Raw genomic sequence first — 16,183 nt, 5'->3', positions numbered from 1 at the left:
ACTGAAGCATGGCAGATTTTGTTGGTGCTCTGAAAAAGACGCTCGACGGTCTTGGAAATCCGACGCCGGAGATACGCGCCAGGGTCTATGACAAGGCCCGTTCGACAATCGCGGACAAGCTTGCGAAGAACATACCGCCGCTGGCGCCGTCGGTCGTTGCCCAGCATAAGCGCACTCTGGAAGATGCCATCGCCATCGTCGAGCGGGGCTACGCCAAGCCTGCGCCGGTATCCGATCCGCTGTCGGAGCTGGAGGACATCTTCTCCTCCATCGACCGCAACAAGAACCAACCCAGCCATGTCCGACAGCCGGCAAAGGCCGAGCCGGCATGGCAGCCGGCCAAGACCGAGCCGGAATGGCAGCCGGCACCTGCCGCCAAAGCCTCGCTGAATTGGCAAAAACCGCCTCCAGAGGGCACCGATGCGGAGCCTTCGGACGCGGATCTTCCAGCGGCGTACGAGAACAGCGATAGCTTTAGAGACGATGTCTTCCCCAACGACGAGGAGCCGGCGCCGGACACTTTTCAGCGTCAGCATCCTGCCGAGCGCAGGCGCAGCTATGGCGGGCTGATCGCCGCTGTCATCGCCTTGCTCGTCATCGCGGGCGGCGGCTACGGCATCTGGCTGAACAAGGACGCGTTCAGCAACATGCTGGGTCTCAACAGCACGACGGTCGCAACCGTAGAACCGCTGGTGAAGCCGAGCCCGGCCGAGCGGCCGGCTGCCGATGCTGCGGCAAGGGCCCCGGCCGCAGCGGCTCCAGCCGATGCCGAGGGCACAAAGTTCACCCAGCGGCTGACACCGGAGGGCGGTGAGGTCGATCCCGGCCCCGCTTCAGGACAAGGCGGCATCGGAGAGGGCGAATCCGTCGCAGCACTGACCACGCCGCCGCCGGCCGCACCTGCGCCTGCAGCGCCGGCCGGTGATCCGCCAGCCACGACTGTGCCCGCAACGCCGGGTGCGGCCCCCGCAACACCGCCTGCCGACGGCACGCCGCCGGCGCCGGCGGCGCCGACCGATAGCGCAGCCGCGCCGGCAGCGCCGGCCCCGGGTGCCGCGCCGGGTGCTGCACCGACAGCCGCGCCTGCGGAAACCGCGCTGGCGGTCGGCCAGAAGGCGATCTTCTACGAGGAGCGCACCAGCACCGCGCAAGGCTCGGCCGAGCCCGGCAGCATCGTCTGGTCGCTGGTGCAGGAATCGCCCGGCGGCAATCTGCCGCCCGAGCCGGCAATCCGCGCCGAGGCGAGCATTCCGGGCAAGGACGTGCAGTTGCGCATGACCATCCGCCGCAACACCGACCAGACGCTGCCGGCCAGCCACATCATCGAGATGATTTTCCTGACGCCCGATGGTTTCGACGGCGGCGGTGTCGACAACATCCTGCGCGTCGCCATGAAGGGCTCTGAACAGGATGCCGGCAGTCCACTGATCGGCATCCCGGCCAAGATCGCCGACGGCTTCTTCCTGGTGGCTCTCAACGACACAAAGCCGGACGAAGACGCCAATCTGACCCTGCTGCGGGGCCAGAAATGGATCGACGTGCCGGTCGTCTACAAGACCGGACGGCGGGCGCTGCTCACCATGGAAAAGGGCATTCCCGGCGAGAAGGTGTTCGACGAGGCGCTGAAGGCCTGGCAAACAAAAGAGGCGGGCTGAGGCCGGCTCACCAGCCTCCCTTCGGCTCAGAAGCCCTGGAACAGCATGTCGAGCGCGGCCACGATGTCGTCGTGATGCCTGGAGATATTCAGTCGACTTTCGCCCAATTCCTTTGCCGGAACCGTGGCGATCAGATGGGTGGCCACAACCAATTTTCGCCCATTGATCTCGACGAGGGGATGGAGCTTTCGCATCGGCGGCGGCGTCATTGTTGTCGGAAGCAGCGGGATCACCACCCGTGTTTTAAAATCGTCGAGCAGGTCGGATTGGACGTCCAGCAAATAGCTGCCTTCGACCCGACCCGCGAAGACATCATAGCGTGCCATCAGAACTGCCGATGTTCTTCCAACGGAATACCGTGCTTTTCGACGTATTCGTTCCACGCTTCTATTGTGGCGCGATTCTCAAGTTTCCATAGTCGGGCTTTTTCGGCAGCCACCGCCTCTGCGATACCGGCTTCGGCGGCGCGCGAGACATTCACATCGAGTCCCTTGGCTTCCTTCATGAGCTTTGAGTCGATCGACAGATTTGCCGGCTGACGAACCGCATTCATAGCTATCTTTCGCATGATAACCTCCGCAGAATGCGCATAATGTATGCGCATTGTCGTGTTGGAGCAACGGCGAAGCGTCTACCCCTCCATCTCCTCGCGCAGCAATTCAAGTTCCAGCCATTCCGACTCGAGCGCTGCCAGCGTGGCGCGCTCCTTGTCGAGCGCGGCGATGGTCTTCTGGAATGAGGCCGGGTCGCGCTCGTAATAGGCCGGGTCGGCGATATTGTCCTCCAGCCGTGATATCGAGGCGGTCACCGCGTCGATCTTCTTGGGCAGCGATTCCAGCGCGAATTTCTGCTTGAACGACAGTTTTTTCGCCGGGCCCTTCGGCGCAGTTGCCTCGGTCCTGGCTGCCGCCGCCACTTCACTCGTCTCGGCCTTCGGCCGTGCCTTGCGGTCGTCCAGCCTGGTGCCGCCGCGCTGCGCCAGCATGTCGGAATAGCCGCCTGCATATTCGATCCAGCGGCCGCCGCCTTCCGGCGCGATCAGGCTGGTCACCGTGCGGTCGAGGAAATCGCGGTCGTGGCTGACCAGGATGACGGTGCCGGCAAAACCGGCGACCAGTTCCTGCAGCAGTTCCAGCGTCTCCATGTCGAGATCGTTGGTCGGCTCGTCCAGCACCAAAAGATTTGCCGGCCGCGCCAGCACACGGGCGAGTAGCAGCCGCGCCCGCTCGCCGCCCGAAAGCTCGCGCACCGGCGTGCGCGCCTGTTCCGGCTTGAACAGGAAGTCCTTCATGTAGGAGACGACGTGGCGCTGCTCGCCGTTGATGACAAGGTTCTCGCCGCGGCCGTCGGTGAGATACTGCGCCAGCGTCTCTTGCGGGTCGACCGCCTCGCGTTTCTGGTCGAGCGTGGCGATCTCCAGATTGGTGCCGAGTCGCACCGTGCCTGAGTCCGGCTTCAATTCGCCGGTCAGCATCTTCAGCAGCGTCGTCTTGCCGACGCCGTTCGGGCCGACCAGGCCAACGCGGTCACCGCGCTGGATGCGGGTCGAGAAACCCCTGACCACGGTGAGGTCGCCAAAGCTCTTCTCGATGTTCCTGGCCTCGATCACCAGCTTGCCGGATTCGGCGGCGTCGCTGGCCACCATGGTCGCCGCACCCTCGGCGCCGCGATGGCCGCGAAAGCGCTGGCGCATGGTCTGCAGTTCGCCGAGCCGGCGCATGTTGCGCTTGCGCCTTGCCGTCACGCCATAGCGCAACCAGTGCTCCTCGCGAACGATCTGGCGGCCAAGCTTGTGCTGCTCGCGCTCTTCTTCTTCCAGCACGGTGTCGCGCCATTCCTCGAAATGGCCAAAACCCTTGTCCAGCCTGCGGGTCTGGCCACGATCGAGCCAGACGGTGGCGCGCGACACGCGCTCGAGGAAGCGGCGGTCGTGCGAGATGACGATCAGCGCCGAAGAGGTGCGGGCAAGCTCCTCCTCCAGCCATTCGATGACCGACAGGTCGAGATGGTTGGTCGGCTCATCGAGGAGGAGAATGTCGGGCTCCGGCGCCATGACGCGTGCCAGGGCAGCACGGCGGGCTTCACCGCCGGAGAGATCGTTCGGCCGTTCCTCGCCGGACAGGCCGAGATGCTCCATCAGATAGGTGGCGCGGTAGGGATCGTCGGCGGGTCCGAGCCCCGCCTCGACATAGGCGCGGACGCTGGCGAAACCATCCATGTCGGGCATTTGCGGCAGGTAGCGCACTGTTGCCGAAGGCTGGCGGAACACCTCGCCATCCTGCGGCTCGATCAATCCCGCAGCGATCTTCAGCAACGTCGACTTGCCCGAGCCGTTGCGGCCGACCAGAGCGATCTTGTCGCCCGCCGACGCCGTCAGTTCCGTCCCGTCGAGCAGCGGCGTGCCACCGAAGGTCAGTTTTATCCCGTCGAGATTGAGAAGCAGCGGCGCCATGTCAGCTTTCAGGTAGGGGGAATGGATGGGCGAGCAACAGCGCGCGGCCGCTGCCCAGCGCGACTTCGAGCCGGCCCTTGACCTCGTTGGAAATGGTCAGCGACGAGCCGAACGCCACCTCGACATGGTTCAGCGGCCATTTGGCGCCGGTCACGGTCAGACCGGCAAGGTCGGAGAAGCCGAGAATCGAAAACAGCGTGCCGTCGGCGTAGTCGAAGCCGGCCTTTCCGGGAAGCAAGGGGACGCCTTCCTGTGCGCCACTGGTCAAAAGCACCTCTGTCTCTGCCTCGGCCAGCCGGACGCCGAGCGCCAGGTGCAGGAAGGCGTGGTCGGTGCGCTTGCCGCCGAACGCGCCGGCGAGCACGAGGCTGGTCGCGCCGCGTTCGAGCGCGGCGGCGATAGCCAGTTCGCCGTCGGTCTTGTCCTTTTCTGCCGGAAACACCTGGCGCGGCACGGCGGCGAGCTCGTCCGGCAAATCCGCCGGCACCGAATCGAAGTCGCCGACCCAGAGTTCCGGCGTCAGGCGCAGAGTCCGGGCATGGCTGATGCCGGCGTCGGCGGCGATGACACGCGTGCCTTCGACCTGGCGGTCGAGCAGCGGCGTGCGGATAAGGTCGCCGCCAAGCAGGATGGTGAATTTGCTCATATGCGTGGCCCTTACCAGCCCTGCTTGCGAAACGGAAGGCCGCGGTCTGGATGCCCGGCAAACTTCCGCTTGCGCCGCAGATGGGCCGGGCCTATGTGTCGAAGCGCTCTAACGGGGTGCTGGACGCGATCTTCGCGGACCGGCTGAGAGGCAACCTGCCAACCCGCTGAACCTGATCCGGTTTGTACCGGCGGAGGGATTAGACGTTTCGGACAACCCGACGCCTCAATTCCCTTCAACGCCAACGAAGGAGGCGCCGATGCGCACGTTTTTATACACACTTGTTTCGGCAGTGCTGCTCGCGGCGACCGTTCTCGCCGGCACCGGGCCGGCATCCGCGCAGGAAAAACTCACCGTCTATACCTATGAGAGCTTCACCGCCGAATGGGGTCCAGGCCCGGCGGTCAAGAAGGCGTTCGAGGCCGAATGCGGCTGTATTCTCGAATTCGTCGCGGTCGCCGACGGCGTCGCCCTGCTCAACCGCGTCAGGCTGGAAGGGGCCGCGACCAAGGCCGACATCGTGCTCGGCCTCGACACCAATCTGACGGCGGAAGCCAAGGCCACCGGCCTGTTTTCGCCGCATGGTGCCGTCATCGACGTCAAGGTGCCGGGCGGCTGGAGCGACGATATTTTCGTGCCGTTCGACTATGGTTATTTCGCCGTCGTCTACGACACCGAAAAGCTGAAGACGCCGCCGAAGAGCCTGAAGGAATTGGTCGAGGGCAATGCCGATGAAAAGATCGTCATTCAGGATCCGCGCACCTCGACGCCCGGTCTCGGCCTGCTGTTGTGGGTGAAGTCGGTTTATGGCGACAAGGCGCCCGAAGCCTGGGCCAAGCTTAAGGCAAAGGTGCTCACCGTGACGCCGGGCTGGAGCGAGGCCTACGGCCTGTTCACCAAGGGCGAGGCGCCGATGGTGCTGTCCTATACCACGTCGCCGGCCTATCACATGGTCGCCGAAAACACCCAACGCTATCAGGCAGCGTCCTTCGACGAGGGCGCGTATCTGCAGATCGAGGTTGCCGGCATCACCAAATCAGGTGCGAAGAACCCGTTGGCGAAACAATTCCTGACTTTCATGACCGGGCCGAAATTCCAGGATGTCATTCCCGAGACCAACTGGATGTTCCCTGCCGGCAAGACCGAGAAGCCGCTCAATCCGGCTTTCGACAAGCTCGTCAAGCCGACCAAGACGTTGCTGTTAAGCCCCGAAGAGGTCGCCGCCAACCGCAAGGCCTGGGTCGACGAATGGCTGTCGGTGATGAGCAAGTAGCTTGTGATTGAGAGATGATCACTCTACGGCGCCGGGAACTCGGCCTCAGCCATATTTTCTGCTTCGACGGTCGTTGAACTAGGCAGGGCGGCATGCGTACCGGATATCCTGCCGACCCCCGCGTCACCGCCGGCACAATTGCGCTTGCCGCTGTTGCGCTGCTGATCGGCGGCGCGTTCGCCGGGCTCATCGTCGAAGGCGCCCGCGATCCGTCCGGCGCCGCGTCGGCCTTCGATTCCTACCTCTTCCGCGTCGCCCGATTCACGTTGTGGCAGGCATTGCTGTCGACACTGCTCTCCGTCGTGCCAGCGCTGTTCGTGGCGCGGGCGCTGTCGCGGCATCCGCGCTTCTTTGGTCGCGGCCTGATCCTGCAGCTCTTCGCCGTGCCGCTCGCGCTGCCGGCCATCGTCGCAGCACTCGGGATTCTGGCACTCTATGGCCGTGCAGGCTATTTTGCCGGCGTGCTCAGCGCGATCGGCGGTCAGGGCTGGCCGGGCATATACGGCCTGTCCGGCATCCTCGTCGCCCATGTCTTCTTCAATCTGCCGCTGGCGACGCGGCTGTTCCTCGAAGCGCTTGCGACAGTGCCGGCCGACCAGTGGCGGCTGGCGAGCCAACTCGGCATGGGCGCCAGGCCCGCCTTCCGGCTGATTGAATGGCCGACGCTGCGCGCTGCGCTGCCGGGCGTCGCCGGGCTTGTCTTCATGCTCTGCATCACATCCTTTACCATCGTACTCACGCTGGGCGGCGGGCCGCGTGCGACGACGCTGGAGGTCGCCATCTACCAGGCGCTGCGTTTCGATTTCGATCCTGCCCGCGCGGTGACGCTGACAGTGCTGCAGATCGCGCTGACCTTCGTCGTCGTGCTGGCATTGATGCGGCTCGGCGCCAATACCGTCGGCGACGCCAACCTGCCGGCGGCTTCGCGCCGCTATCTTTCGGCCGGCGCCGCCGAGACCGTGCTGAACGCAGCATTGATCATCCTCGCTTTGCTGTTCGTCGCCGGGCCGATGGCGGCCACGGTGACGTCAGGCCTTGGCGCCGATCTCGGCCGGCTGGCGGGCGAGAGCGCGGTGCGGCAAGCGGCGCTGACCAGCGCCGTGCTCGCCTTGTTGGCGGCGCTGCTCGCAGTGGCGCTGTCGCTGTCGCTGGTCATGGCACGACGGGCACTGGCCTTGAGGCGTCGCGTCGGCGCCGGGACGCTGCTCGAATACGCCACCGATACCGGCGCCGGCTTCGTCCTCGTCGTGCCGCCCGTCGTCATAGGCGCCGGCTGGTTCCTGCTGCTGCGTTCGGTCAGCGACGTCTTTGCCATCGCCCCTGTCATGGTCGTCGCCGTCAATGCGGTGATGGCGATGCCGTTTGCCATCCGCGCCATTCGCCCCGGCTATGATGCGGCGAGTGAACGTCACGAACGGCTCTGTCTGCTGCTTGGCATTTCGGGCTGGAGCCGTTTCCGGCTGGTCGACTGGCCGTCGCTGCGGCGGCCGCTCGCCACCGGCTTCGCGTTCGCGATGGCTTTGTCGCTCGGCGATCTCGGCGTCATTGCCCTGTTTGGCAGCGACTCCCTGCAGACGCTGCCTTATCTCTTGCTGGCCCGCATGGGCAGCTACCGCACGATGGACGCGGCCGGCCTGGCATTGCTGCTCGGCCTGGTCTGTCTCGCGCTTGTCCTGGCCGCGGACTGGCTGGGACGGGGAGAAAAATCATGATGCTCAACAGCGAAAACGGTACGACTGTGCGGCTGGAAAAGGTCTCGTTCAGCTATGGCGAAGCGCCGTTTTTCTTCGATGTCGAGTTCGACGCCTCGAAGATCACCGCCATCATGGGGCCGAGCGGCTCGGGAAAATCGACGCTGCTCAACCTGGTGGCCGGCTTCGAGACGCCGCGATCGGGCCGCGTGCTGATCGGTGGCGGCGACGTCGGCGGTAAACCGCCTTCGGCGCGGCCAGTGTCGATGGTGTTCCAGGAAAACAATCTCTTCGCCCATCTTTCGGTCGAACGAAATGTCGGCCTTGGCCGCTCGCCGTCGCTCGGGCTGACCGAGGCCGACCACGCTGCAATCGCCGGGGCGCTCAAGCGCGTCGGCCTTGCCGGCAAGCAACAGCGCCTGCCGCGCGAACTCTCCGGCGGGGAGCGGCAGCGCGTCGCGCTCGCCCGCGTCCTGGTGCGCGACCGGCCGGTTCTCTTGCTCGACGAACCGTTCGCCTCGCTCGGACCGGCCTTGCGCGACGACATGCTCGATCTGGTAGCCGACCTCCAAGCGGAGCGGCGCATGACGGTGCTGTTCGTCACCCATCAGCCGGAGGACGCCCACCGTATCGGCCAGGACATGGTGTTCCTGGACAATGGCACGGTTGCCGCAACCGGGACTGTCGCCGATTTTTTTACCAAGGCTGGACCGGAGGCCTTCCGGCGCTATATCGGTGCAGGTCCGTTTGGCGCAGGATCACGAGATGTTGCCCGGAAGCGGACATAATTTACGGCCAAACCGGCTTCAGGCGATGTGGCGTTTGCTTGCCATGGTCAAAGTAGTGTGGCTAGGTCCTCCGATACTGGTCCGGCATAGGTTGTGATTTGCCACTACGGTGCCATCCGCGCTCGTGGGCTCGAAGGACGCTGTGGCAGTTGATTTTGCGCATGATCTGAAAATCGATGCCCGATTTTCGGGCCATGTGCTGAGAGCCGAAAGGAAGCTGTTCTGCCGACCGGCACAGACAGAGTGAGAGGGAAACCGCTGGCGCGCTTCCTGGCGCTGGCCGGCTTTGCCATGGCGTTGGCAAGCTGCCAGATGTTCACGCCTCCGGGCGTTCAGGAATCCGGCTTCCAGCCTTCCAGCAAACCGGTCACCGTCGACAATGTTGCCGCCAACAGCAAGGTCGCCGAAATGGCCAAGGCGCAGCATCCGCGCATCCTCGCGACCTATGGCGGCGAATATTCCGATCCCAAGCTCGAGCGCATGGTCGCCAAGGTCGTCGGCAGCCTGACGGTGGTTTCGGCCAACCCGAGCCAGACCTACCGCATCACGATCCTCAATTCGCCCAACGTCAACGCTTTCGCATTGCCTGGCGGCTATCTCTACATCACGCGCGGCCTGTTGGCGCTGGCCAACGATTCGGCTGAGCTCGCCGCGGTCATCGCGCATGAGATGGGCCATGTCACTGCAAACCACGGCTTGCAGCGCCAGCAGCTCGAGGCCGAGGAAGGCTTTGCGACAAAAGTCGTCTCGGATGTGCTCGGCGACAGCCCGACCGCCAAGGCGGCACTGATCCGCGGCAAGCTGCGGCTTGCCCAGTTCTCGCGCAATCAGGAGCTGGAGGCCGACGGCATCGGCATCAAGTCGATCGGCGAGGCGGGCTTCGATCCGTTTGCCGCCGGCCGCTTCCTGCAGTCCATGTCGGCCTACACCGATTTCCGCTCGATCAGCGGCGCCACCGATGCCAGCCTCGACTTCCTGGCAACGCACCCGAACACGCCGCAACGCATCGATCTGGCGCAGCGGCATGCCCGCCAGTTCGGCGCGCCCGGCGTCGGCACGCGCGACCGCGACGCCTTCCTCGCCGGCATAGACGGGCTGCTCTACGGCGATACGCCGGAGGAAGGCTATGTGCGTGGCGAAACCTTCCTGCATCCGGGGCTCGGCGTGTCGTTCTCGGTGCCCGACGGCTTCATCATCGACAACTCGGCCGCGGCGGTGACGGCAACCGGGCCGGGCGACATAGCGATCCGCTTCGACGGCGTCTCGATCGACAGGAACCGATCGCTGACCGACTACCTCCGCAGCGGCTGGGTGGCCGGTCTCGACGAAAGCAGCGTGCGCCAGGAAACAATCAACGGCAACGAGGCGGCGACGGCGCATGCCAGCGCCGAGGGCTGGCAGTTCGGCATCGCGGTGATCCGCGCCGGCGGCCAGGTCTACCGGCTGCTGACGGCAGCCCCCTCCGCCAGCACCTCGCTGGACGCGGTGGCGCGCTCGGTCAGCGGCTCGTTCCGGATCTTGAGCGCAGCCGAAAAAGCAGAGCTGAAGCCGCTGCATATCCGCGTCGTCACGGTCCGGCCCGGACAGACCATGGGTTCGCTCGCGGCGCAGATGGTCGGCGTCGACCGCAAGCTCGACCTGTTCAGGGTGCTCAATGCAATGTCGCCCGGCGCAGCCGTTTCGGCCGGCGACAAGGTCAAGATCATCACCGACAGATAGGGTGTGTCGATATTCAGGTGATGCCGGCCCGCAAACGGCAATTTCCTGTCCTGCGCTTCCGACCTTCGCCGGCCGGAGCACTCATGAGCGGTCGCGGCAGTTAAGGCTCCGGCCGGCGTAGGCCGGTGCTCACGTACTTTATGTACGCTCCGCTCCGGTTCTCGGAAACCACCTGGTTTGGTCGCTTCGCGCCCGTCTTCGACTCCGACTCGTCCTGACTTGAATCTCAACACACCCTAGGCGGCGGTCGCCAGAAACTCGGGGTTTTGCTTCACCAGCGCTATCTTGAGCTTTTCCATGGCGCGTGCCTCGATCTGGCGGACGCGTTCCTTGGAGATGCCAAGCGCCTCGCCGAGGGCTTCGAGCGTCGCGCCCTCGTCGCTCAGCCGGCGTTCCTCGATGATCCTGAGCTCGCGGGCATTGAGCGCGCCGAGCGCGGTTTTCAGCCAGATAGAGCGGCGTTCGACATCGATCGTGTCGCCCACGACTTCGTCCGGCAAAGGATCGTCCGAAACCAGGAAATCCATTCGCTCGGTGGCGCCCGCATCGTCGGCGAGCGGCTGGTTGAGCGAACTGTCCGGGGCCGAAAGGCGCGAGTCCATCATCGCCACATCCGCCTCGGAGACGCCGAGCGCCACCGACACCTCGCGGTAGAGCGAGGTGTTCGAGATCGGCTCGGCACCGTTCGCCAAGCGGGCGCGCAGGCGCCGCAAATTGAAGAACAGCGCCTTTTGCGCCGAACTGGTGCCGCCGCGCACGATCGACCAGTTGCGCAGGATATAGTCCTGCATCGAGGCACGGATCCACCATGTCGCATAGGTCGAAAACCGCACCTCGCGCTCCGGTTCGAAACGGGCCGCTGCCTCCAGCAGGCCGACATGGCCTTCCTGCACCAGGTCGCCCAGGGGCAGGCCATAGTGGCGGAACTTCGAGGCCATGGAAATAACCAGCCGCATATGCGCCATGGCGATTTGGTGCAGTGCCTGCTGGTCGTTGTTTTCCTTCCAGCGCAGCGCGAGAACATGCTCCTCGTCGCGCTCGAGATAGGGGGCTTTCATCGCCGCGCGGACCATGGTTCGCCCTGCCGTATCTTCCATCATGCCACGCTCCCTGTTCCGGGCGTTGCGGTGCGATCGCTCGCCCTGAGCTGGCATCGTGGTTGAATTGGCGACGCCGCGCCCTACAACAGCCAACAAACGTGCCACCCGCGCGAATGGTTCCGCCGCTGATGTCGCGTGGATTGCACTGTTCGAAAGCTCGATGCGGCGGTCGCTCCTCGGCCGGTTGGCGTGAGTCGATGTGGTTTTGAGAATTGGATTTCGAAAGTGTCTCATTTTTGAAATCTGGTTCCTTATTTCGCCAGGCTGCATCTGTCAGTTTCCGGCGCTCACAATGCGCCGGACGCCGGCCCCGGACGCCGGCCAATGACGGGATCACAGAAAAATGAAATGGCTCAAATCGCTTATCGTCGCCGCAACACTGCAGGTACTGGCAGGCACATCAGGCCATGCCGGCGCCAATCTCGATCAGATCAAGCAGGCCGGTGTCTTCAAGGTCGGCACGGAAGGTACCTATGCCCCCTTCACCTATCATGATGCCTCGGGCGCACTGGTCGGCTTCGACGTCGAGATTGCCAAGGCGATCGCCGAGCGACTCGGCGTCAAGGCCGAATTCCTCGAAGGCAAATGGGATGGGCTGATCGCCGGCCTCGACGCCGAGCGCTATGACGCCGTTATCAACCAGGTCGGCATCACCGAGGAGCGCAAGGCCAAGTATGATTTCTCCGATCCCTATATTGCTTCCAAGGCGGTGCTGATCGTGCGCGGCGACAATACCGACATCAAGAGCTTTGCCGACCTGAAGGGCAAGAAGGCGGCGCAGTCGCTGACCTCGAATTTCGGCAAGCTCGCCGAAGCGAACGGCGCCGAACTCGTCGGTACCGATGGTTTCGACCAATCGATCCAGCTGCTTCTTACCGGCCGCGCCGATGCCACCATCAACGACAGCCTGTCCTTCCTCGATTTCAAGAAGCACAAACCCGGCGCCAACGTAAAGATCGCCGCGCAGGAAGAAAATGCCGACTATTCCGGCGTCCTCGTGCGCAAGGGCGATCCGGAACTGGTCGCCGCCATCAATCGGGCGCTGGCCGATATCAAGTCCGACGGCACCTACCAGAAGATCGCCGACACTTACTTCGGCCAGGACGTTTCGAAGTAAGCGCATTTCCCGGAGCGGGCCGGTTGCCGGCCCGCATGGCAAAGTATCGCGGCGAGCCGTCTTTGACGGCCGCCGCTTTTGGCGTGATATGACGACACTATGGTCGCGCCTCGATGCTGCCGGGCCGATTTTTGGGCGGCAATCTCGCAAGGAGAGTTTTCGTGCCGCACTGGCTGCAATTGATGCTGGATTCGTTGCCCACGCTGCTATGGGCCGCGCTGATCTTCACCGTGCCGCTAACGCTGCTGTCGTTCGCATTCGGTCTCTTCGTAGGACTGGTCGCAGCGCTCGTCCGGCTGTTCGGCCCGAAGCCGCTGGTCGCCGTGGTCCGCTTCTATGTCTGGATCTTCCGTGGCACGCCGCTTCTGGTGCAGCTCTTCCTGATCTTCTACGGCCTGCCCTCGGTCGGCATCCTGCTCGACGCCTTTTCAGCCGCGTTGATCGGCTTCACACTCAATATCGGCGCCTATACGTCGGAGATCATCCGCGCCGTCATAGGCTCGGTGCCGAAGGGGCAGTGGGAGGCGGCCTATTCGATCGGCATGACCTGGGGCCAGGCGATGCGACGCACTATCCTTCCACAAGCGGGCCGCGTCGCGGTGCCGCCGCTGTCCAACACTTTCATCTCGTTGGTCAAGGACACATCGCTGGCCGCAGCCATCACGGTGCCGGAGATGTTCCAGGCGGCGCAGCGCATCGTCGCCACCACGTATGAGCCGCTGATCCTCTATGTCGAGGCGGCGGCTCTCTATCTGGCGCTGAGCTCGGTGCTGTCGGCGTTGCAGACGCGCCTGGAAAAGCGGCTCAACCGCTATGGCGGCTTCCTCGAGGCGCGCGCATGATCGGCCTCACCGACATCGAGAAGCGTTTTGGTGACAATCTCGTGCTGAAGGGCGTGACCGTCACCATCGAGGAAGGCAGCGTCACCGCCCTTGTCGGCCCCTCGGGAGGTGGGAAAAGCACGCTTCTGCGCTGCATCAACCTGCTCGAGATCCCGACCTCGGGCACGGTGCGCATCGGCGACGACGCGCTCGAATTCCATCCCGGCGGCAAGGTTCCCGGCACGGCTATCCAGCGCCTGCGGCTGCAGACCGGCATGGTGTTCCAGAATTTCCAGCTGTTTCCGCACCGCACGGCGATCGAAAACGTCATGGAGGGGCTGGTGACGGTGTTGAAATGGCCGGCCGGGCGAGCGCGCGAGCGGGCGCTCGCCCTGCTCGAAAAGGTTGGAATGGCGCACAAGGCCGACGCCTGGCCGGCGACGTTGTCAGGCGGCCAGCAGCAACGCGTGGCGATCGCCCGGGCGCTGGCGCCATCGCCGAAAGTGCTGCTGTGCGACGAGCCGACTTCGGCGCTCGATCCGGAACTGGCGCAGGAGGTGGTCGACGTGCTCGGCCAGCTCGCCAGCGAGGGCACCACCATGGTGATGGCGACGCATGATTTGCGCCTCGCCTCCAAAATCGCGCACGAGGTGGTGTTCCTCGACGCCGGCAGCGTCGTCGAGAAAGGCCCCGCCGCGGTTTTGTTCAGCAATCCGGAGCGCCAGCGAACCAAGCGGTTCATCGCGACGCTGAAGCAGGAGGCGGAGAAGGAAGGCGGCGGCGAAGGTTAATGCATGTCGCCCAAAACGGCGTAGCGGTTTTGGGGTGACCATCACAAACAACAAAAAAACCCGGCGCGAGGCCGGGTTTTTCCAAATTCGAAGGCGAGAAGCGCTCAGGCTGCTTCTTCCTGCTCGGCTTCTTCGTTGTCGGCCTTGGCGCCGCGCTTCGGACCCTTGTTGAGGTTCACCTCGATGAGGCGCACCGCTTCGGTTTCCGACATGCGGTTGACGGCCGCGATCTCGCGCGCCATGCGGTCGAGTGCCGCCTCATAAAGCTGGCGTTCGGAATAGGACTGCTCCGGCTGATTGTCGGCGCGGTAGAGGTCGCGCACAACTTCCGAGATCGAGATCAGGTCGCCGGAATTGATCTTCGCATCATATTCCTGGGCGCGGCGCGACCACATGGTGCGCTTGACGCGGGCGCGGCCCTGCACGACCTTCAGCGCGCGATCGACGTAATCCTCTTCCGACAGCTTGCGCATGCCGATGGAGGTCGCCTTGGCGACCGGGACCTTCAGACGCATCTTGTCCTTCTGGAAGTCGATGACGAACAGTTCCAGTTTGTGGCCCGCAACTTCCTGCTCGTCGATCGAGACGATCTGGCCGACGCCATGCGCCGGATAGACGATGTACTCGCCCGTCTTAAAACCGTGACGCGCTGCGTTGGACTTCTTCTGCGGGGTGATTGTTGCCATTACGCCATGAACTCCTTGGTGTGGAACCGGCATTCTGCCGGTCGAACTCGCGCGATCGGGTACCGATCGTTAGCCGCACAACTACGAACCCACCGGAAAAGCCGAGGGCGGCAAATCGCATAGTCGCGACTGCCTGCCCCAGATCACTCTGGTCCGGATTGAAAAATTCACCTTTCAGTGATTTGGGGCGTTTGCGCCATAAATCGACGTTGTGTCACCGGCATGTTTGGTTCGTGTAGCACAAAAAGTCGGAAGAATCAAGGTTTTGCTGCACGCGCGAAGGTCAAGCGCGATCTCCGCCTGTCAAGGCAGTTAACGTGCGGTGCCTGTCAGCACGCGTGACGCCGATCAAACCAGCGTCGCCATTACGGTGCCACGCGCTCGTTTTGGACGCGCAAGGACGCTGTGACACTTTGATCTGGCGCATAGTCCTTCCGAAAATCGATTTCGATTTTCGCGGTCGAGCGCTAGTCACCCTGGCCGGGCTCGGGAGAAAAATATTTTTCGAACTTGCCGGCCTCGCCATCGAAGGACTTGGCGTCGGCCGGAGGCTCCTTCTTGGCGGTGATATTGGGCCATTTATCGGCGTATTCGGTGTTGATCTGCAGCCATTTGTCGAGCCCTGGCTCGGTGTCCGGCTTGATCGCGTCGGCCGGGCATTCCGGTTCACAGACGCCACAGTCGATGCACTCGTCGGGATGAATGACGAGCATGTTCTCGCCCTCATAAAAACAGTCGACCGGACAGACCTCGATGCAGTCCATGTATTTGCATTTTATGCAATTATCGGTCACGACATAGGTCATCGGTCGGCTCCGGGACGTCCCGTTTTATCAGGGCGACGTGGCGTCCAATCGGACGCATAAGGTACGCTCTAACACTTTGAATCCACGCATCGTGCTCTTGGAAAATCGATATCGATTTGTGGGCCGATGCGGTAGGCTTTCTTGGTGAGGTAACGTCTTTGCCTGCCGCTTGCAAGGGCAGCCATTGCGCGTGATGCCGGTGTTTCCGGAATGGATTTCCTGCCGGTGATGCGACGAAAGCCGGTTATGCGTCAGTCGTCGCCGAACAACCGGTCGGTTTCCCGGCGTTCCTTCTTGGTCGGGCGGCCGCTGCCGGCATCACGCAGTGCGGGGATCGCATCGCGAACGGGCTCGCCCTTTGGTGCCGGCGGCGGCGAGATATCCTCGTAGAGCAAGCGCGCTTCCTCGGCGGGACCGCGCCGGCTGCCGGTGCCGAGCACCTTCCAGACGAAGATGCGCCGCTCGAGAGTGATGGTCAGGACGTCGCCGAGGCGGACCAGATCGGAGGCCTGCGCTGCTTTGTCGCGATTGATGCGAACGCGTCCGGCCACCACCAGCTTCGCCGCCAGCGAGCGCGATTTCACCGCACGCGAAAAGAACAGCCATTTGTCGATGCGCTGGCGGGCATCAGTGACCAT

At 63.8% G+C, this 16,183-nt stretch carries 16 protein-coding genes and 1 riboswitch; of the genes, 8 read left to right on the top strand and 8 right to left on the bottom strand.

Features of this window, described 5'->3' with window-relative positions; translation table 11 throughout:
• Positions 1-8: 8 nt before the first annotated feature.
• A complete protein-coding gene (locus tag AC0L2Z_RS14990; RefSeq protein ID WP_419695053.1) occupies positions 9-1,655 on the top strand; it encodes a hypothetical protein in 1,647 nt (548 codons plus the stop codon).
• 26 nt (positions 1,656-1,681) lie between these two features.
• Here AC0L2Z_RS14990 and AC0L2Z_RS14985 read toward each other — a convergent pair whose 3' ends face one another.
• From AC0L2Z_RS14985 to AC0L2Z_RS14970, 4 genes are all read right to left on the bottom strand, one after another.
• Positions 1,682-1,981 (bottom strand): CcdB family protein, encoded by a 300-nt coding sequence (locus AC0L2Z_RS14985; protein ID WP_023803907.1) that lies wholly within the window; start codon positions 1,979-1,981, stop codon positions 1,682-1,684.
• Complete coding sequence (locus AC0L2Z_RS14980) at positions 1,981-2,223, bottom strand: type II toxin-antitoxin system CcdA family antitoxin (RefSeq protein ID WP_091593381.1); 243 nt, start codon at positions 2,221-2,223, stop codon at positions 1,981-1,983. The genes AC0L2Z_RS14985 and AC0L2Z_RS14980 overlap by 1 nt, the downstream gene beginning before the upstream one ends.
• 63 nt (positions 2,224-2,286) lie before the next feature.
• Positions 2,287-4,107, bottom strand: coding sequence for an ABC-F family ATP-binding cassette domain-containing protein (locus tag AC0L2Z_RS14975; RefSeq protein ID WP_287259291.1), 1,821 nt, complete (start codon positions 4,105-4,107; stop codon positions 2,287-2,289).
• Position 4,108: 1 nt separating this feature from the next.
• Positions 4,109-4,753 carry a thiamine diphosphokinase gene (locus tag AC0L2Z_RS14970; protein ID WP_128170977.1) on the bottom strand — a complete coding sequence of 215 codons (645 nt, stop codon included), beginning with the start codon at positions 4,751-4,753 and terminating at the stop codon, positions 4,109-4,111.
• A gap of 102 nt (positions 4,754-4,855) precedes the next feature.
• A riboswitch (TPP riboswitch) is annotated at positions 4,856-4,969 on the top strand.
• A 43-nt stretch (positions 4,970-5,012) separates the two neighbouring features.
• Here AC0L2Z_RS14970 and thiB point away from each other — a divergent pair.
• From thiB to AC0L2Z_RS14950, 4 genes are all read left to right on the top strand, one after another.
• Positions 5,013-6,026: a thiamine ABC transporter substrate binding subunit gene (thiB, locus tag AC0L2Z_RS14965; RefSeq protein WP_027152926.1), complete on the top strand. Its 1,014-nt coding sequence runs from the start codon at positions 5,013-5,015 to the stop codon at positions 6,024-6,026.
• 92 nt (positions 6,027-6,118) lie between these two features.
• Positions 6,119-7,738 carry a thiamine/thiamine pyrophosphate ABC transporter permease gene (thiP, locus tag AC0L2Z_RS14960; RefSeq protein ID WP_473628523.1) on the top strand — a complete coding sequence of 540 codons (1,620 nt, stop codon included), beginning with the start codon at positions 6,119-6,121 and terminating at the stop codon, positions 7,736-7,738.
• Positions 7,735-8,505, top strand: a complete 771-nt coding sequence (gene thiQ / locus AC0L2Z_RS14955) for a thiamine ABC transporter ATP-binding protein (RefSeq protein WP_473628522.1) — start codon at positions 7,735-7,737, stop codon at positions 8,503-8,505. Before thiP ends, thiQ begins: the two co-directional genes overlap by 4 nt.
• Before the next feature lie 291 nt (positions 8,506-8,796).
• A complete protein-coding gene (locus AC0L2Z_RS14950; protein ID WP_473628621.1) occupies positions 8,797-10,224 on the top strand; it encodes a M48 family metalloprotease in 1,428 nt (475 codons plus the stop codon).
• Between the two features lie 236 nt (positions 10,225-10,460).
• Here AC0L2Z_RS14950 and AC0L2Z_RS14945 read toward each other — a convergent pair whose 3' ends face one another.
• Positions 10,461-11,324 carry an RNA polymerase factor sigma-32 gene (locus AC0L2Z_RS14945; protein ID WP_027152930.1) on the bottom strand — a complete coding sequence of 288 codons (864 nt, stop codon included), beginning with the start codon at positions 11,322-11,324 and terminating at the stop codon, positions 10,461-10,463.
• Between the two features lie 343 nt (positions 11,325-11,667).
• Between AC0L2Z_RS14945 and AC0L2Z_RS14940 the strand changes: the two genes are divergently transcribed.
• The 3 genes from AC0L2Z_RS14940 to AC0L2Z_RS14930 all read left to right on the top strand — a co-directional run bounded on the left by AC0L2Z_RS14940 (position 11,668) and on the right by AC0L2Z_RS14930 (position 14,053).
• On the top strand, positions 11,668-12,441 hold the full coding sequence (locus tag AC0L2Z_RS14940) for an amino acid ABC transporter substrate-binding protein (protein ID WP_128170982.1): 774 nt from the start codon (positions 11,668-11,670) through the stop codon (positions 12,439-12,441).
• A gap of 161 nt (positions 12,442-12,602) precedes the next feature.
• Positions 12,603-13,283 carry an amino acid ABC transporter permease gene (locus AC0L2Z_RS14935; RefSeq protein WP_128170983.1) on the top strand — a complete coding sequence of 227 codons (681 nt, stop codon included), beginning with the start codon at positions 12,603-12,605 and terminating at the stop codon, positions 13,281-13,283.
• Positions 13,280-14,053: an amino acid ABC transporter ATP-binding protein gene (locus AC0L2Z_RS14930; protein ID WP_473482282.1), complete on the top strand. Its 774-nt coding sequence runs from the start codon at positions 13,280-13,282 to the stop codon at positions 14,051-14,053. Before AC0L2Z_RS14935 ends, AC0L2Z_RS14930 begins: the two co-directional genes overlap by 4 nt.
• 104 nt (positions 14,054-14,157) lie before the next feature.
• Here the strand turns inward: AC0L2Z_RS14930 and AC0L2Z_RS14925 are convergent, their stop codons facing one another.
• From AC0L2Z_RS14925 to AC0L2Z_RS14915, 3 genes are all read right to left on the bottom strand, one after another.
• Positions 14,158-14,739 (bottom strand): CarD family transcriptional regulator, encoded by a 582-nt coding sequence (locus tag AC0L2Z_RS14925; RefSeq protein WP_473628520.1) that lies wholly within the window; start codon positions 14,737-14,739, stop codon positions 14,158-14,160.
• 467 nt (positions 14,740-15,206) lie between these two features.
• Positions 15,207-15,545, bottom strand: coding sequence for a ferredoxin FdxA (gene fdxA, locus AC0L2Z_RS14920; RefSeq protein ID WP_023803892.1), 339 nt, complete (start codon positions 15,543-15,545; stop codon positions 15,207-15,209).
• Positions 15,546-15,796: 251 nt separating this feature from the next.
• A complete protein-coding gene (locus AC0L2Z_RS14915; RefSeq protein ID WP_473628519.1) occupies positions 15,797-16,183 on the bottom strand; it encodes an RNA-binding S4 domain-containing protein in 387 nt (128 codons plus the stop codon).

Source organism: Mesorhizobium sp. WSM4850, from assembly GCF_055811735.1.
The sequence above is the reverse complement of the archived record's forward strand: the minus strand, read 5'-3'. Positions and strand labels throughout refer to the sequence as shown.

Excerpts from the sequence above, each read along its gene's own strand:
- AC0L2Z_RS14990 (WP_419695053.1), top strand. The coding sequence starts at position 9 with ATGGCAGATTTTGTTGGTGCTCTGAAAAAGACGCTCGACGGTCTTGGA.
- AC0L2Z_RS14985 (WP_023803907.1), bottom strand. The coding sequence starts at position 1,981 with ATGGCACGCTATGATGTCTTCGCGGGTCGGGTCGAAGGCAGCTATTTG.
- AC0L2Z_RS14980 (WP_091593381.1), bottom strand. The coding sequence starts at position 2,223 with ATGCGAAAGATAGCTATGAATGCGGTTCGTCAGCCGGCAAATCTGTCG.
- AC0L2Z_RS14975 (WP_287259291.1), bottom strand. The coding sequence starts at position 4,107 with ATGGCGCCGCTGCTTCTCAATCTCGACGGGATAAAACTGACCTTCGGT.
- AC0L2Z_RS14970 (WP_128170977.1), bottom strand. The coding sequence starts at position 4,753 with ATGAGCAAATTCACCATCCTGCTTGGCGGCGACCTTATCCGCACGCCG.
- thiB (WP_027152926.1), top strand. The coding sequence starts at position 5,013 with ATGCGCACGTTTTTATACACACTTGTTTCGGCAGTGCTGCTCGCGGCG.
- thiP (WP_473628523.1), top strand. The coding sequence starts at position 6,119 with ATGCGTACCGGATATCCTGCCGACCCCCGCGTCACCGCCGGCACAATT.
- thiQ (WP_473628522.1), top strand. The coding sequence starts at position 7,735 with ATGATGCTCAACAGCGAAAACGGTACGACTGTGCGGCTGGAAAAGGTC.
- AC0L2Z_RS14950 (WP_473628621.1), top strand. The coding sequence starts at position 8,797 with ATGGCGTTGGCAAGCTGCCAGATGTTCACGCCTCCGGGCGTTCAGGAA.
- AC0L2Z_RS14945 (WP_027152930.1), bottom strand. The coding sequence starts at position 11,324 with ATGATGGAAGATACGGCAGGGCGAACCATGGTCCGCGCGGCGATGAAA.
- AC0L2Z_RS14940 (WP_128170982.1), top strand. The coding sequence starts at position 11,668 with ATGAAATGGCTCAAATCGCTTATCGTCGCCGCAACACTGCAGGTACTG.
- AC0L2Z_RS14930 (WP_473482282.1), top strand. The coding sequence starts at position 13,280 with ATGATCGGCCTCACCGACATCGAGAAGCGTTTTGGTGACAATCTCGTG.
- AC0L2Z_RS14925 (WP_473628520.1), bottom strand. The coding sequence starts at position 14,739 with ATGGCAACAATCACCCCGCAGAAGAAGTCCAACGCAGCGCGTCACGGT.
- fdxA (WP_023803892.1), bottom strand. The coding sequence starts at position 15,545 with ATGACCTATGTCGTGACCGATAATTGCATAAAATGCAAATACATGGAC.
- AC0L2Z_RS14915 (WP_473628519.1), bottom strand. The coding sequence starts at position 16,183 with ATGGTCACTGATGCCCGCCAGCGCATCGACAAATGGCTGTTCTTTTCG.